The organism is Candidatus Brocadiia bacterium (assembly GCA_041658285.1).
Classification (GTDB): Bacteria; Planctomycetota; MHYJ01; order JACQXL01; family JACQXL01; genus JBBAAP01.
On record JBBAAP010000002.1, the window covers coordinates 254,038 to 270,336 of the forward strand.

General features: G+C 51.3%; 17 protein-coding genes. 10 read left to right on the forward strand and 7 right to left on the reverse strand.

Annotation, left to right across the window (positions count from 1 at the left end; all coding sequences use genetic code 11):
- Position 1 precedes the first annotated feature (1 nt).
- The 4 genes from WC980_03100 (at position 2) to WC980_03115 (ending at position 3,354) form a co-directional block, all read left to right on the forward strand.
- Positions 2 to 787 (forward strand): TIGR00282 family metallophosphoesterase, encoded by a 786-nt coding sequence (locus WC980_03100; protein MFA5794041.1) that lies wholly within the window; start codon positions 2 to 4, stop codon positions 785 to 787.
- Between the two features lie 18 nt (positions 788 to 805).
- A complete protein-coding gene (gene xseA / locus WC980_03105; protein MFA5794042.1) occupies positions 806 to 2,092 on the forward strand; it encodes an exodeoxyribonuclease VII large subunit in 1,287 nt (428 codons plus the stop codon).
- A 37-nt stretch (positions 2,093 to 2,129) separates the two neighbouring features.
- Complete coding sequence (gene xseB, locus WC980_03110) at positions 2,130 to 2,381, forward strand: exodeoxyribonuclease VII small subunit (GenBank protein MFA5794043.1); 252 nt, start codon at positions 2,130 to 2,132, stop codon at positions 2,379 to 2,381.
- 349 nt (positions 2,382 to 2,730) lie between these two features.
- Positions 2,731 to 3,354 carry an HNH endonuclease gene (locus tag WC980_03115; protein MFA5794044.1) on the forward strand — a complete coding sequence of 208 codons (624 nt, stop codon included), beginning with the start codon at positions 2,731 to 2,733 and terminating at the stop codon, positions 3,352 to 3,354.
- Between the two features lie 336 nt (positions 3,355 to 3,690).
- Here WC980_03115 and WC980_03120 read toward each other — a convergent pair whose 3' ends face one another.
- Positions 3,691 to 4,377, reverse strand: a complete 687-nt coding sequence (locus WC980_03120) for a hypothetical protein (protein ID MFA5794045.1) — start codon at positions 4,375 to 4,377, stop codon at positions 3,691 to 3,693.
- A 41-nt stretch (positions 4,378 to 4,418) separates the two neighbouring features.
- Between WC980_03120 and WC980_03125 the strand changes: the two genes are divergently transcribed.
- Entirely contained in the window at positions 4,419 to 4,637 is a 219-nt protein-coding gene (locus tag WC980_03125; GenBank protein ID MFA5794046.1) for a hypothetical protein, read from the forward strand.
- A 346-nt stretch (positions 4,638 to 4,983) separates the two neighbouring features.
- Here WC980_03125 and WC980_03130 read toward each other — a convergent pair whose 3' ends face one another.
- The 5 genes from WC980_03130 to yajC form a co-directional block, all read right to left on the reverse strand.
- Complete coding sequence (locus WC980_03130; protein ID MFA5794047.1) at positions 4,984 to 5,493, reverse strand: PH domain-containing protein; 510 nt, start codon at positions 5,491 to 5,493, stop codon at positions 4,984 to 4,986.
- Positions 5,494 to 5,591: 98 nt separating this feature from the next.
- On the reverse strand, positions 5,592 to 6,161 hold the full coding sequence (locus WC980_03135) for a hypothetical protein (protein MFA5794048.1): 570 nt from the start codon (positions 6,159 to 6,161) through the stop codon (positions 5,592 to 5,594).
- Between the two features lie 271 nt (positions 6,162 to 6,432).
- Positions 6,433 to 7,170 carry a LysM peptidoglycan-binding domain-containing protein gene (locus tag WC980_03140; protein ID MFA5794049.1) on the reverse strand — a complete coding sequence of 246 codons (738 nt, stop codon included), beginning with the start codon at positions 7,168 to 7,170 and terminating at the stop codon, positions 6,433 to 6,435.
- 133 nt (positions 7,171 to 7,303) lie between these two features.
- Positions 7,304 to 9,967 (reverse strand): protein translocase subunit SecD, encoded by a 2,664-nt coding sequence (gene secD / locus WC980_03145; GenBank protein ID MFA5794050.1) that lies wholly within the window; start codon positions 9,965 to 9,967, stop codon positions 7,304 to 7,306.
- Positions 9,968 to 9,977: 10 nt separating this feature from the next.
- Positions 9,978 to 10,292 (reverse strand): preprotein translocase subunit YajC, encoded by a 315-nt coding sequence (gene yajC / locus WC980_03150; GenBank protein ID MFA5794051.1) that lies wholly within the window; start codon positions 10,290 to 10,292, stop codon positions 9,978 to 9,980.
- A gap of 95 nt (positions 10,293 to 10,387) precedes the next feature.
- Here yajC and WC980_03155 point away from each other — a divergent pair, with 95 nt between their 5' ends.
- Genes WC980_03155 through WC980_03175 form a run of 5 tightly spaced genes read left to right on the forward strand, consistent with a single transcriptional unit; the run spans position 10,388 to position 15,216 of the window.
- Positions 10,388 to 11,431, forward strand: a complete 1,044-nt coding sequence (locus WC980_03155) for a dipeptidase (GenBank protein ID MFA5794052.1) — start codon at positions 10,388 to 10,390, stop codon at positions 11,429 to 11,431.
- Between the two features lie 6 nt (positions 11,432 to 11,437).
- Complete coding sequence (locus WC980_03160) at positions 11,438 to 13,147, forward strand: CocE/NonD family hydrolase (protein ID MFA5794053.1); 1,710 nt, start codon at positions 11,438 to 11,440, stop codon at positions 13,145 to 13,147.
- On the forward strand, positions 13,144 to 14,415 hold the full coding sequence (locus tag WC980_03165; protein MFA5794054.1) for an aconitase X catalytic domain-containing protein: 1,272 nt from the start codon (positions 13,144 to 13,146) through the stop codon (positions 14,413 to 14,415). Before WC980_03160 ends, WC980_03165 begins: the two co-directional genes overlap by 4 nt.
- Positions 14,408 to 14,833, forward strand: a complete 426-nt coding sequence (locus WC980_03170; GenBank protein ID MFA5794055.1) for a DUF126 domain-containing protein — start codon at positions 14,408 to 14,410, stop codon at positions 14,831 to 14,833. The genes WC980_03165 and WC980_03170 overlap by 8 nt, the downstream gene beginning before the upstream one ends.
- A gap of 11 nt (positions 14,834 to 14,844) precedes the next feature.
- Entirely contained in the window at positions 14,845 to 15,216 is a 372-nt protein-coding gene (locus WC980_03175; protein MFA5794056.1) for a hypothetical protein, read from the forward strand.
- Here the strand turns inward: WC980_03175 and WC980_03180 are convergent.
- Positions 15,209 to 16,279 carry a TlpA disulfide reductase family protein gene (locus WC980_03180; protein ID MFA5794057.1) on the reverse strand — a complete coding sequence of 357 codons (1,071 nt, stop codon included), beginning with the start codon at positions 16,277 to 16,279 and terminating at the stop codon, positions 15,209 to 15,211. The two genes, WC980_03175 and WC980_03180, sit on opposite strands and share 8 nt — an antisense overlap.
- Between the last annotated feature and the right edge of the window lie 20 nt (positions 16,280 to 16,299).

Below are 16,299 nucleotides of genomic sequence, written 5' to 3' on the forward strand. Positions count from 1 at the left end.
TATGCGCCTGAAGATATTGGTCATCGGTGATATTGTCGGAAGCCCGGGCAGGGAAATCCTCAAGCAGAAACTGCCCGGCATCCTGAAAGCAAAGCGGATAAACTTCTGTATCGCCAACGGTGAAAATGTAGCCGGCGGATCCGGCATCACCCCGCTGCTGGCCGAAGAACTATTCTCCTACGGAATTAATGTGATTACCACCGGAGACCATATCTATAAAAGAAAAGAGATTATCCCTTACCTTCAAACCAGCCTTAATATCCTCAGGCCGGCTAATTATTCACCCTACGCAGCCGGAAGCGGTTCCGGCATATACAAAACCGCCGGCGGCGTAAAAATAGGCGTCATTAACCTGCAGGGCCGGGTATTCATGCCTCCATCAGAATGCCCTTTCCACACAGTCGACCGGTTAATCAAGGATATCAGCCTCCAGTCTAAAATCATCATCGTTGATATCCACGCCGAAGCCACATCGGAGAAAATAGCCCTGGGCTGGTACCTTGACGGCAAGGCAAGTCTCGTCTTCGGGACCCATACCCATATCCAGACCTCGGACGAAAGAGTTCTCCCCAAAGGCACCGCATACATAACCGATGTCGGAATGACCGGGCCGTATGAATCCGTAATCGGCAGAAATACCGAAAATGTTCTTTCCGCATTTATCACCCAGATGCCCACCCACTTTGATGTGGCTGAGAATGACGTTAAATTGGGCGGCGCTGTCGTTACGATTGATTCCAAAACCGGGAAAGCCCTGGATATCAAAAGAGTACTGATTAAAGCCTAGTCTTTTAAAGGGATTCAAATGGATGACTCCACCAGCGACCTCTTCGCTTTCCGCAACAAAAGCCCCGGCAAACCTAAAGAACCCCCGTCCGGCGGCATACCCGCCAAGCGCGACGTGCTGACCGTCACCGAACTCACCCGCAAGATAAAACTGTCCCTGGAGACAACTTTCGGCCAGGTCTGGCTCAGCGGGGAAGTCTCCAACCTGCGCGTACCCGCTTCCGGCCATATGTATTTCTCGCTCAAGGACGAATCCGCCCAGATAAGATGCGTTATGTTTTCGTCCACCGGGAAAGCCATAAAATTCAAGGTGGAAAACGGGATGGAACTGGTTGTCCAGGGCCGGGTTACGGTCTACGAAAAAAGCGGAGATTACCAGATAATCATCGACCGGGCCGAACCCAAAGGCATCGGCTCCCTGCAACTGGCCCTGGAACAACTTAAAACCAAGCTGGCCGGAGAAGGCCTGTTCGACGAGGCCCGCAAGAAACCGCTGCCGCTGTTGCCCCGGCGCATCGGCATCGTCACCTCACCCACCGGCGCGGCTATCCAGGACATCGTCACCATCATATTCCGGCGCTTTCCCAACGCCTCAATCATAGTCTGCCCGGTAAAAGTCCAGGGCGAAGGCGCCCGCGAAGAAATCGCACAGGCCATTGACGACCTTAACGCCCACGGCGATATCGACGTTATGATTGTCGGCCGGGGCGGCGGCAGTATCGAAGACCTCTGGGCCTTTAACGAGGAAATAGTCGCCCGGGCCATATTCCGCTCCAGGATTCCGGTCATATCCGCCGTCGGCCATGAAATAGATTTCACCATCGCCGACCTGGTGGCCGATAAACGCGCCAAAACGCCATCCGAAGCCGCTGAGATAGTCGTGCCCGTGGCCGACGACCTTGCCGGAGCGCTCGAACACTACCACCGGAAACTTATGACCCGGCTCGAGCACTCCTTCAAAATGGCCAAGTCATACCTGGACGGGCTGTCCAAGCGATACGCCTGGCAGTCGCTCGTAGACAAGTTCCAACAGTACCAGCAACAACTGGACGACCTGTCAATAAATATGGCCGCCGTCATCAAGCGCAGATACCAAGGAACCGTTGACCGGCTGGGCCAAACCGCCAAGCAACTTGACTCCCTCAGCCCGACCGCCATACTCATCCGGGGATATTCCATTACCAAGCTGGCCGACGGCAAACTGCTCAAGTCCGTCAAACAGGTCAGCGCCAACGACCAGATTAATACCCAGCTTAAAGACGGAAACGTCATATCAAAAATAATATCCAAAGAAACGGCGACTTAAAGGCGCCATGGCGCTTCGGCGCCAGAGGAGAAATTATATGACCAAGCAACGATTTGAGGATTATCTGGGCGAGGTGGAAAAGATTGTCGAAGAGCTCGAAGAAGGCGAGGTTGACCTGGAAAAAGCGTTCGAGAAATACGATGCCGGCGTTAAAGCCCTCAAAAAATGCTACGAAATACTCGGCCAGATGGAAAAGAAACTGGAAGTCCTGGTCAAGGACGAAAAAGGCAACCTGACCACCAAGCCTTTCAGCCTGGCTGATTCCCCGGCCAAGTCCAAGCAGAAATAGACTCCAGCCCGTATCCGTCAAATAGGATGCAGATTTCCGCAGATTAGCACTGATAATATCCATCGGCTGTTAGAACGTAGTGAGTTACAGCCGAGGATACTCGGCAGCCCGTACGGGTTCTTGTCCCAAGACCCCTCAGGGTCTAGGGATAAGTCGCTTTGCTCCAACTGCCGAAGTATAAGAGGTTCAGGAAGAATTACTCTTCCATCCATTGGGTACTAATAAAAAATCATATCTTATCCTGAATATCCGCATAGCCCTTAAGGCTCTGCGTTTATCTGCGTACCATACAAATCTCGAACAGGATTTCTTGACTTCGGGCCGGTCTTTGCTAATATTAGCGCTCATTATGATTACGGAGAATAGTAGCGGGAACAACGGCAAACCACTTCAATCCAGCGTATTAGTCCTTAATAAATTCTATACGGCCATAAGGCTTATCCCGGCCCGCCGGGCCTTTACGCTCCTGGCCAAGGACTACGCCGAGGTAATCACCAAGAACAACGGCCATTTCACCACGCATAACCTGAACAACTGGATTGAGCTGTCGCGTAACGGGAACGGCAACAATCCCAGCGACGAATACGTCCATACGGCCAGCTGGAAGATAAAACTGCCCCGGGTCATCCGCCTGTTCAGTTACAGCAAATATCCGCGGCACGACCTGAAGTTCAACCGCCATAACATCATCATCCGCGACAACGGACAATGCCAGTATTGCGGCAAGAAACTGCCCGCCTCCGAGCTGAGCATCGACCACATTTTACCCCGCTCGCGCGGCGGCGTTTATTCCTGGGAAAACGTGGTGGCCAGCTGTCACCGGTGCAACACCCGCAAAGGCGGCAAGCTCCCCCAGGAAGCCGGAATGAAACTGCTCAAGAAACCCGTCGCCCCGGCCTACGACCCTTTCCTGACCGGCAAACTTAACGAACCGCGCTATATGCTCTGGAAAGAATTCATCAGTGGGGTTTAGTGGCAGTAGAAACGGAGTGACGTATTGCCACATTATCCAGCGACTGTAAGGAGCAGGATTAGTATGCGCTGGAGGCTGCACACTCCCCGAAGCGCAGCGGAGCGGGATTAGTGCAAACAAAAGTGACGTACTGGCAGTGCCCTTCGAAATATTTATCCTGAGTATTCCCGAAGGACTCAGGATAAACTTCGTGGAGCGGAATAATCACATTATTCTATATATCCCTTAATCCATATGTTCGTAGATGTGAACACTTCGTTCTTTGTAGCAAGCACCCTCACCCGTCCCTCTTCCCGCCGAGGCGGGAGAGAGGGTTAGGGCAAAGGTAATTTCACTCTACGCAATCACCACTTTCTGCGCTTTGCTCCAGGCGCCGCTGTTAGCCGGATTGGTCAGGTTAACCCAGCGGAAGAAGCCGTAGAAACTCTCTCCGGCCTGCTCGTCGCCTAACGAGATGATAAACCGGGCCTTCTTGGAAACCTGTGACTTCTTGGTATCCTTCTGCCCCTCCGGCGGCATATCGCCTTTGGGCACGAGGGTATACCTGCACTCCACCGCATCGGCCAAGGGATGCATGCTAAAGCGGGTCTGGTCGGTGGTGACCCGGGCACGCACCTCTATATCGCCGCCGCCGATGCCGATTAACCCTATAATCGGAATGGTGTCGATCTTGCCACGCGGTGTCGGCACGGTATCGCGTTCCTTGCCGACCAGGATGGACAGCTCGGACTTGGGGATGCTCCGGTTACCGATGACCCGTTCCTTGTGGAATGCCCGGAGTTCCGTTTCGAACCGGTCACGACAGTCACGGTGAGCGGTGACATCACCCGAAGTACGGGCCCGCTTGTCCTGGATTTTCCAGTAGAGCGGCTCATACTCGGTCTGGAGGGTGGTCAGCGGGGTTATGGCCGCATCCGGTATGCCCCAGGCCACCTTGTTGGCTATCACCCGCTCCAGATATGCCCTCTGCTTGTTGAAGAAATCGTCGTTCCGGGTCGTTAACCAGTCTGTTGCTCCTCTCATATTTATCTCCTTTTCCGCCTGACTCCGATGGACATCGGGGTTTGGCGGACATTTGTATTGACGCCCAGATTAAGTCATCTGAGCATCCATACGGGTTATTAGGCGCGCCATACAAGTTAGTTGGCACGCCATACAAGTTATTTGGCACGCCATACAAGTTAGTTGGCACGCCATACGGGTTATTTGGCACGCCATACGGGTTAGTTGGCACGCCATACGGGTTATTTGGCACGCCATACGAGTTATTTGGCACGCCATAAGGGTTATTTGGCACGCCATACGGGTTGTATTTAACGCCCCCTAACTCGCCTGCCCGACATTCAGGCGGGTAAGGAAATCATCCGATTAAGGTCGCATCACCTCCTCTCTTTAGCGGAATACCCGCCATCTTCCCCTTATTTCCTGTCTCTTGTCTCTTGCCTCCTTTCTCTTGCCTCCCCTATATATATTAAACGTAAAGTCTCGGAAAAAGTTCATTTTATTTTGAGATTTTGGTAAGATTTTTCAGGAATGATGCCCGGTGTAATAGCGATGGAGTCCCGCCCTTAAAGCGGGAGAATGAGCCTGGTTAGTGCATTACTGGGGGTGGAAAGTGTCCTCTGCTCACTACTCACGAGCGAAGCTTATCATTCTTGGAATATTCTTTTCGGCCATTAACTTATCCAGTACTGTTATAGTTTCGCTCTGTAGTGATTTTCTGGTTATGATTTCAAATATTTGGGTATCATTATCTGTTTCAAATTTCAGGGTCATGACCAGAAATGTTATTTTGTAGTTATATTTTTTGACATTTTGAAACTTAATCTCATCTGTCACACCAAAATATTTTTTATACCCTAAAAACCTCTCATTTGTCAGCACATTAAACCTCATAAGATTTCCTGTTCCAAATAAACCACACCTTACGACATACTTAACATCCTCATCTTTTCCCAGAATATTTTGCTTATATACATGGTTCTTTATAATTTCCCAATCGGGCTTTTCAATAACATTATTAGCTTGAGCATCAAATTGACTTTTTAATCCAAGAAGCACTCCAATTAAAAATACAAATTGCAGATTTTTTATAAAAATATGTAAGGACGAAAAATGGCTTACCTGTAATTTATCCATCAGCCATAAGATTATCATCGCTAGGCACAATATTAATACAAAATACAGCTCTCTTCGGAACGTAACTATTTTTTCATTCTTCTGTATCATGTATTTTATTACCTTTGATAGAATTTCTCCTGCAATAACTTTCTAATTTCCTTCAATATTATTTTGATGGTCCCCGAAATATGACAAGTGTATGTAGTGCCATTCTGAAGATAAACAGTAAACCCCTTCTTGTCCGATAGATACTCCACTTTTTCTACCTCATCAAATGATGCTTGCCAGACAATATGATCATACTCATACACAAACAGCCGTTTATTACTAATGACAAAACCTCTGTCCTGAGGTGGTATCTGGAAAGGCGCTAAGGGGTTAGTCGCTTTAATTATTTCTGATTCTTTTAGAAAAATACCCTGCGATTTAAGGAAGTAAAGCACTATAGCATTATAACTTTCCTCATAAGGCGCTTCGCGATATATTGCCGCTGCCAGTACCAGAATAATTACAGCCGCAATTATTGCACCAATTAACCCATTTGATGCAACATTATCGTAAAATAAAAATCGTCCTGTCAGATTGCCGAATAAAACGTCTCCCAAAGAAATAATAATCCCCCCGAAAAAGAATATGAGAACATCCGGGAATTGGCCAGTCAAAATCAGCTTAATGACCTTACTCATTTAATCCCCAACGATTTTAATATCTCTGTCATGATATATCTTTTCGTCCGGTGACACACACCATATTTTATTTCCCTTTATTTACGCGGTCTTCCGGGTGACGTTTTTGTCAAGTAGACACCTGCTACAACATTTCCTTTCGCCAAGTTTTCTACGCGCAGAATAGCACGGATTGGAAATATGTCAATTTATTTGGGCTAACAGGAGGCAAAAAACAGGTTGTCCCGTTAAAATGAGATGCTAACCGCCCGAACCCTATCAGCGTTATGTTTTACCTACCGCTACCGCTGTCCTCAGAAGCGCCTGAGGGCACATTATCTGCCGGCTTGGGCGTGCTTTCCCTGGGCGGCTGAGGCTGGGACGGTGTTTTACCCGACGATTTGGACAGTTTGGGAATAACCAGCTTCCAGCCGACCTTCAGGGTCGTGCTTTCGGTGGCCAGTTTATCGCGGTTGGCGTCAACTATGATGTTGCGCTTATTGGCGGTGCCGTAAAACTTCTGGGATATCTTGGAAAGCGTATCGCCTTTCTTGACGGTATAACTCTGGCCTTCGCCGGCGCTATATGTCGGCTCCGACATACCGCTGGGCTCGTTCATACCGGTAGACCTTGGCGCCATACCTGAAGACTCAGCACCCGGGATGACTATTTCAGTGCCAACCTTGAGCCGGTTGGGATTTGGTATCTTGTCCTTGTTGGCTTCGGCGATAAGTTTGCTCTTGGTGCCGTCGCCGTTATAGAACTGCTTGGCGATTGACCAAAGGGTATCTCCCGGCTTGATGGTATAGCTGTTGGACATTGGCTCAGATACCATCGTGCTGGTCAGCGGCAGGTTGCCGAACCCGGTGGCGGTCATCGCTTCGGCCGCGGTCAGCGTTGATGTAATCGGCTCCGGCGGCGCTTCGACTATTAACGGCTTCGGTTCAAATCCGCCTGATATCCAGATGATGAATACTACGCCGATTATAAGAATACCCACGAGTATTGCCACTAATGCAGATGGTTTCATATATTCTCTCCTTTATGCAGTTCGAGTTATACTCTAATCCTGTAAGCAGATTCAGCTGATTTAGCTGAAATTAATATTATCCGTTTAATCCGCTCAATCAGATTACTAACTATAACCGACCTTACCTTAAATCTTATTTCTCTAACTTGGCTCTTGCTCCTTTGAGCAATGCCGAAGCAATAAATACGCTGGAATACGTTCCAACCACTGTGCCTATCATCATCGGGAACGCAAACGGCGCTATGCCGCCGCCGCTCCGTGCTGTTATGATAAATAAAATGGTTACTGTCAAGAAAACAGTCAAAGATGTCAAGAGCGTCCGGCTCAGGGTCTGGTTGACGCTTAAATCTATTATTTTCATCATTGAATCGCCCTTCATGGCCTTGGTGTTCTCACGGATCCGGTCAAATACGACTATGGTGTCGTTGACCGAGTAACCGACGATGGTCAGCAGCGATGCCACCGTGGATAGGTTGATGTCCAGCGATATGCCCCACGACTTGGGCGCCAGCATATTAAACAGCACCACCGCGCCCAGGCTGATAAGCACGTCGTGCACCAGCGCGATAACCGCCGCCACGCCGAACTGGAACTCAAACCTGACCGCCAGATACAATATCATCCCTATCCAGGAAAGGATTATGGCGATGACCGCATTCTGCTGGAGCTCGCGAGCCACCATCCCGCTGATGCTTTCCACCTTGGGGAACGGTCCGCTCTGGAGATTAAGCTCGGTCCTGACCAGCGCTTCGATATCGGATTCCTTGTCTTCCTTGAAGAACATATCAAACCTGGCGCTTGATGTTATGCCTTCCGGCTCGGTCGTAATCAGAGGCTCCATGAATCCCTTATCATCCAGAGCCTTCTTGACCTTTTCCCTGACCTCGGCGACGTTAGCCGGTTTTCCCATCTGAACGGTCATCTTAAGCTTATAGTCGCGCTTGCTGATGTTTTCGATATTGCTTATAGGGTCAGGCACTATCTTGTCCGCGAACGCCGCCTGCAGGTCGCGTTTCAGCTCTATTACCCCCGGCGCCGTGGTCACAAACCTGGTCCTGACCTGAAACTCGTCGCAGTTAGTTTGCGACTGGGCGAAAATATCACCCATCGTGATGCGGGTAACCTTCTTGTCCTTAGCCAGCCGCTCCATCATACTCTGGATTTCGACATCGGAATACTTGGCCTTGACCGCGCCGGCGCTGTCCGTGGCGGTGATAGCCTGGATGGTGCTGCGAACGTAAGAAATATCCTCCGGCCCGCGGAACTTAATATTGAGCACCGTCCCGCCCGTAAAATCTATGCCGTAGCTATCCCGGCCCTTGGCCAGGAAAAGCACTACCGAGCTAATCACAAGAATAACGGATATCGGCAAGGTAAACTTAGCGATACTCATGAACTTGATTTGCGGATTATTGAATATCTTGAACATGGTCACCTTTTTAAGGATGCCCGACTCGATGCTCAACTGCATGATTACCTTGGTTGCGAAATAGCCGGTGAACAGCGTGGTCAGGATGCCGACCGAAAGAACTATGGCAAACCCCTTGAGCGGACCGGTGCCGAAATAGAAAAGTATCAGCCCGGCCAGTAATGTAGTCAAGTTGGCGTCGACTACCGTAATCAGGGCCCGGTTAAACCCGGCCTCGAATGACGTCTTGGCGTCGTGCCCCTTCTCGCGTTCCTCGCGGATACGCTCGTAGAACAGGATATTAGAGTCAACCGCCATGCCCATGGTCAGAATCAAAGCCGCGATGCCCGGCAGGGTCATGGTGGCGTTAAAGAAAGTAAGAATGCCCCATATCAGGGTGAAGTTCATGGCCAGGGCAACCACCGCTATCAACCCTGCCGCGTGGTAATATAGCATCATAAACAGGGCCACCGCTATCATAGCCAACCCGAAGGATATGATGCCGCGCTTGATAGCGTCTTCGCCCAGGCTCGGCCCGACGAAGCTGTCTTCGATTATCTCCAGCGATGCCGGTAAACTGCCCGAACGCAACACCGTAGCCAGGTCCTGCGCCGTCTGAGACGTGAAGTTACCCTCGATGATTCCTTCGCCGCCGGTAATCGGTTCGCGGATAATCGGCGCCGAAACCAGTTTGTTATCCAGCAGGATGGCCAGCCTCCGGGCATCTTCCTCGCCTACCACCGAAGCCGCGAATTTGGAGGTTATATCGCTGAACACCTTCTTACCCTTGAGCGAAAGCTTAAAACTGACCACAACGCCGCTCTGGCCCAGATGCGTACCGGCCTCTATCAGATGCTCGCCGGTCATCTCGACCTTGTCCTTGACCAATACCCTATCCGTCCTGTCCGGCCTATCCTGATTCTCATACCAGTTATATCCGGACGGCGCCTGCGGGTAACGCTCGGCATAATCCTTGACGATAGCCTTGTCGGCTTCTAACTTAAAATCCAAACGTCCGGTCGTGGTAATAACCCTTTTAACGCGTTCTATCTCGGCCGCATCCATTCCCGGCAACTGGATAAGTATCTGGTCCTCACCGTAACGTTGGATGCGCGGCTCTTTCAAACCAAACAGGTTGATACGTTTTTCGATGGTATCCTTGGCCCGGTCGGTGCTTTCCCTGACCTTAGCCGGATCCAGGCCGGCCTTCTGAAGCTGGACCCTTATTTCAGCGCCACCCTGCAGGTCAAGCCCGGGCTGGACCTTGCGCCCTTCAAACCATTCGCCCTGGCGGAAGCCCCATTTGTCCTCTAAAGGATAAGCAAAATAACCGGCTATCAGGACCACTATCAGCACGAAAAATAATTGCCATTTTAAAGTTTCGCTCATAATCTCTTCCTTATCTCTTTTCCTCAGAGGCCATCATATTTTTATCCACGCCGATAATGGCGCTCTTGGCAACCCGTATCTTGGTATTGTTGCTCTCGTCTATCTTGATGATAACTTCGGTATCCTTGACCTGCTGAACGATGCCGTAAATCCCGCCCGAGGTGATGACCGGATCGTTCTTCTGGATGTTCTTGAGCATATTCAAGCGCTCTATTTCCTTCTTGCGCTGAGGCCTGATTAACAGGATATACATCAACCCGAACATTATGGCAAACATGACTATCATCGATACCAAAGACCCGGTGCTCCCTGATTGGCTGCCCATATCCACGCTCCTTTTATGTTGAGAAATTATTGAACAACAGAGCCGTTTAAACTACATTATCGTTGTTTTTAATCAAGAAAATACATATAAAATATATGAATAAAACTCAATTACTGGAGTTACACCGTAAATCGTTCATAATCGACGGCCACGCCGACAGCTTCCACCAAGCGCTGGCCGGCCGCGACTTCCTAACCGGCAAATGCCGGACCGATGCCGGACGTCCGCATAAGCATGCTAGCGCCCGGCCGCTGGTTGACTATCCGCGCCTGAGGCAAGGCGGGCTTGACCTGCAGTTTATGGCCATCTTCACCCCGAGGGTGTTCCGGGGCCCAGCCGCCACCGCCTACGCCCTGAAGTTCCTGTTCGAGATACATCACGCCGTGCGCCAGTCGCGCGGCCGGCTGAAGCTGGTGCTCAACGCTAAGGACATCGCCGCACCCGACCCGGACTACAATTATTTCCTCATCAGCATCGAAGGCGGACTGCCCTTCGCCGGCAATATCAATATGGTCGAGACCTTCTACAACCTGGGAGTGCGCGCCTTTTCCCTGACCCAGAACGAATCCAACGAACTGGCCGACGGCATCGGCACCCAGAACCCCTACAAGCCGACCAGCTTCAGACCGCGCGGACTGACGTCATTAGGCCGGCAGGCCATCCGCCAAGCCAACCGGCTGGGCATGATCCTGGACGTGGCCCACCTGGCCGCGCCCGGCTTCTGGCAACTGGCCCGGCTGGCCCGCGGACCGATCATTTCCTCGCATACCGGCATCCGCGCACTGTGCGACATCGCCCGCAACCTGGCCGACGACCAGCTTCGGGAAATCGTCCGCCGCAAGGGCGTGGTCGGTATCTTCTATATGCCCGAGTTCATCGTCAGGACCCAAATGGTCATCTCCATCGAAAGAGTCATCGACCACATCCAGTACGTGGCCGACAAGTTCGGAGTCGATTACGTCGGGCTGGGTTCGGACTTCGACGGCTATGAAGGCACCTGCAAAGGACTCGAGGACGTCTCCAAAATAGCCAACATTACCTACGCCCTGGACCGCCGGGGATTCAATAAGACAGAGATAACCAAGATACTCGGTGGCAACTTCCGCCGGGTCATCAACCAAGTGCTGAATGGAGCGTGATATAAAATGATAACAAGCTTGTCTCCCAAATATGAAGTAGAACAAAGAATAGATATCAAGGTGTGGATGAGGGACGGCATAAATCTTTCCACCGACCTTTATCTGCCCAAAGGCAAAGGCCCGTTCCCGGTCATCCTTGCCCGTACGCCTTACGGCAATCACGACCCCATGCGCATTGCAGCCAAGATATGGATGGCCCAAAGAGGCATCGCCTATGCCTACCAGGATTGCCGGGGCAGGCACGACAGCGAAGGCGAATGGGAACCTTTCCGATTTGAAAAGAAGGATGGTCTTGATACCCTTGGCTGGCTGGCCAAACAGGATTTCTGCAACGGCCACATCGGCATGATGGGCGGCAGTTATGAAGGATATTGCACCTGGATAGTCGCGCCCGAGGCGCACCCGGCACTGAAAGCCATTGTGCCTTTGGTGCCACTACCCGACCCGGTCATAAACGTGCCCTATCAGAACGGCGCTTTCTTCTGGAATATGATTGTCTGGGGCTTGATGGTATTCGGCAAGACCAACCAGAATCTGGGTAATATCAATTGGACCAAGCTTTACCGATACCTGCCCTTGCGCAAGATGGACCAGGCGGCCGGGATGAAAAGCCGCACCTGGCAAAACTGGATGGACCACCCCACCTTTGACGCCTGGTGGAAAGAGGTCTGCTATATGCACGAATGGAACAAGGTCAATATTCCGATTATGCACATCTGCGGCTGGTATGATGATGACGGGATTTCCACCTATAAGAATTACCCGGGCATGAGGACAAGCGGAAAAACACCCAAAGCCCGCGACGAACAAAGGCTAATTATCGGATGCTGGCCGCATAAATTGAATCTATCCAGCAAGGTGGGCGAGATAGACTTCGGCCCGAAAGCGGTCATTGACCTGAACTCCATCATATTAAAATTCTTCGCCCGGCATCTGGCCGGGGAAAAGCACGACAAGAAGACCGAACCAAGATGCCGTATTTTCATCATGGGCGAAAATAGCTGGCATTCATTCCCCGATTGGCCCATCCCCAAAGCTGTTACCACTAAGTTCTACCTGCACAGCAACGGCAATGCCAACTCATTATTGGGTGACGGTGTTTTAAGCGTTGATACGCCCAAACCGGCTGAAAAGGCCGACCGTTATATCTACGACCCAACAGACCCGGTGCCTTATGTGACTGACCCGGTCAGCCTGCAATTAGGCGAGGCGTCAGACCAGCAGGCCATCGAGCGGAGAATGGACGTGCTGGTCTATTCCACTGCCCCGCTCAACCGGGATACAGTCGTTTGCGGGCGGGTATTTGCCGAACTCTTTATTTCAACCGATGTCAAGGGCACGGATTTAACCGCCAAGCTGGTCGATGTCTGGCCCAACGGCAAGGCCATCCAGCTCCAGGACGGCATCCAGCGGGCCGAATTCAGGAACTCGCTGGCCAAAACCGAATGGCTCAAGCCCGGCCGGGTCTATAAGATCACTGTCGACCTCTGGGCCACCGGCATCCGATTCTTCAAAGGACACCGCATCAGGCTGGAAATCTCCAGCAGCGCCGTGCCCAAGTTCTCGCCGCACCTGAACACCGATACGGCCCAGGCCGACGAGACCAGGCACATTATCGCCCATCAAACTATTTACCATACCAAAGATTATCCCAGCGCCCTGGTGGTCGACGTCATACCGGCCAAGGCATTGAAAGGCACTGATATCAAGATATGAAACTGACTGAACAGGAAAAACGGATGCGCGGCGGCGCCCAGGGGCCGGTGGCGGCCGAGGCCATAGATTATCTCATCCAGCTGGGCGAGGCATTCGGCTCGGAACGATTGGCGGATATTTCCTACTGCCATTATCCGGCTGAAATGGGCATCTATGAAGGCTCGGTCGAGGACCTGGTCAGCTACTCCCGGCGCCGTGGAGCCCGGGTGTGCGTGCCGACCACCACCTCGACGCTCTGCGCCGACCTGGAGAAGCCCTGGATTACCGGCATCCCCAAGAAGCTGGCCGGACTGCAAGCCAAAGTAGAAGCCGCACACCGGGCCATGGGCATCCTGGAAACATACACCTGCACCCCTCAGCTCATCGGGTTCGTCCCGCCTTTCGGAAGCTACATCGCCTCGGTCGAGAGCAGCGCTATCATCTATTTCAATTCGGTGTTGGGCGCCCGAACCAACCGGGGCGGGCTGTTCAGCCGTTATTCGGCCGTCACCGGCAAATACCCGTTGATGGGATATCTCCTGCCGGCCAACCGATTCGGCACGCACCTCTTCAATGTAAGGATTCCGCCGACCCGGTTGAAGACCTATGACGCCTGGTGCGCCCTGGGATTCGCCATCGGTAAGATAGTCGGCAGCGAGGTCCCGGTCATCGACGGCGTCGCTCCGCAACGGACCGACTGGCTCATCGGGCTTGGCGCGGCACTGGCCACCTCCGGCTCGGTCACCCTGTTCCATATCCCCGGCGTCACGCCCGAGGCCAGAACCGTCAAAGAAGCCTTCGGCCCTAAGCGCATCCCCCAAACGGTCTATGAAATTAATGCCCGTGACCTGGATGAAGTCTATAATCAGATGAATACCATCCCGTCAGGAACGCATGTCGACTTCGTCACGCTGGGCTGTCCGCATTACAATCTGGCCCAGATAAAATATGTAGCCGAACAATTAAACGGAAAACGGATAGCGCCGGATGTCAATTTCTGGATTTGTACCAATAGGATGACCCGCCGGCAGGCTGAATATTCCGGATATGTAAAGATAATAGAAAAGGCCGGAGCCAAGGTGGTAGCCGATACCTGCCCGGTGGAAAGCCATATGCGGACCTCGACTTGCCGCGAATACGGCCTACCCGTCCCGTATGTCAAGAACATGGTGGTAGACAGCGTAAAAATGGCGCGCTATGTGAAAGACCTGCTGGGCTGCAAGACTGTCTTGACTAATACAAACAGCTGCATCCAAACGGCATTATCCGGGAGATGGAAATATGAGTAAAACATTCAAAGGCAGGAAAATAGTCCGGGGCAAGGCACAGGGTAAAGCGATAGTCTGCCCTAACAGCTTCTCGTTCCTGGGCGATGTGGATTTGGATACCGGGGAAATCATCGCCTCGAACAACCCCAATAAAGGGAGATTGCTCAAAGATGCGATACTTGTATTCAAGGAAACCAAGGGCTCATCGGGCGGGTCTTCGGTCCTGATGACGCTGGTCCAGAAGAAAAAGGCTCCGGCCGCGCTGGTCACCGTCAAAGCGCCGGATTATAACCTGACCGAAGGCGCCATCCTGGCCGGCATCCCCTTCGTATCTGATTTGGCTCCTAAAATCGTATCCATAATAAAAACTGGAGACTATATTGAAGTCGATGCGGACCGGGGAATAATAACCTGTCCCGCTAAACAAATATTAAAATAAGGAGCCATTCTATGGGTCAGTTGGTCATATTAGGGGCGATTGTCCTAGTCTTCGCCGTTTTCATATCCTACACCTCAGCCAAGAGTCGGGAGACCGCCACGGATAAAAATGCGCTCGACGCCATCTCTTTAGCCACATTCTTCTCCGCAGACGAAGCCGAAGAACTTCGGGATTTCATCTCAGCCAACGGCTTCGGCGCTATGGTAGATATCCAGAGTCTTGGCCGTACAGGAAATAAATACGTGGTCCGGATATTATCCAAGGATAGGGACGCGGTCACGATGATTATCAAGGAATATCTCAGGGAACAAGCCCAAAACCCGGACCAATCAGTGGAACTGCCCGTAGAAAACGACAACCCCTTTAATAAACCGCCTATTTAACCGGCAGTATCTCCCTGACCTTTGGTGTTGCCGGAGAATTGGGGTACTTCTTCACCAACGATTGCCCTCTTTGTAAAACATTATCATAATTACTGTTAGCCTTCTTACAGCCCTCGCAATTATTGGAGAACCTGCTGCATTTATTGCATTTCTTAAACTTCTTTATTTCTTCCTTTATCTGCGCCAGTTCGTTATCAGCCTTAAGATTGTCCTGGAATGCCTTATCAACCTTGAGTTCCTTAATTATTTTATTGGCTTTCTCGCCTATCTCATCGCCCTTATAAATATTAGCCACTTTCTGGTAAAGATTCCAAGCATTGGTCGGGTAGGTTTCTTTCTTAAGCTCCGCCCGCTGGAGCAGGCATTCCCCGTAAGCGGTCAGGTTACCCACAAGCTTTTCCGCTTCGGCGGCTTCTTCGGCATTCTCTGAATTGATGTGTTTGGTCTTAAGGGTATTAAGAATCTTGCCTAGCTCCTTCTTCTCCTGGGCCTTCTTGGCCAGCCCGCCGATTTTGTTATAAACCCCGTCTCCCACTATCGGGTCGCGGGCGTTCTTCATCAATTCCTCCAGCTTGCTGTCGGCCGATGCCGGATGTCCGTTATAAACCAATTTACCTTCCTGATTAAACAGTATCAAATACGGCACGCTTTTGACTTCCACCCCCGCCACGCCCCCTCTATCATAGATATTATAACTAATCTTATTCTCCTTGCAAAATGCAGCCACTTCATCCTTGGTCTCGCTCTGAGTGCTGTGAAATCCCAGGATTATTAACCCTTGGGCGCTGTATTTGGTATTCCAACCCACCACGTGAGGTATCATCTCGCGGCACGGCGGACACCATTTACCCCAGAATTCAACAGCCACCACATATCCCTCGAGGTCATCGGTCGAAATATTATTGCCCATCCATAACCCGCCGAACCTGATGCTGTCTATGGTAATATCAGGGCTCGCCTGCGCCCCGGGTCCATTCATCCCTTCAGACTGGATTTGAATGCACTGCAAAAATATTGCTAATACCGCAAAAATAGCCGCGCGCCATTTCCTGGAAACTATCATAGATGCTCCTTTCATCCTAA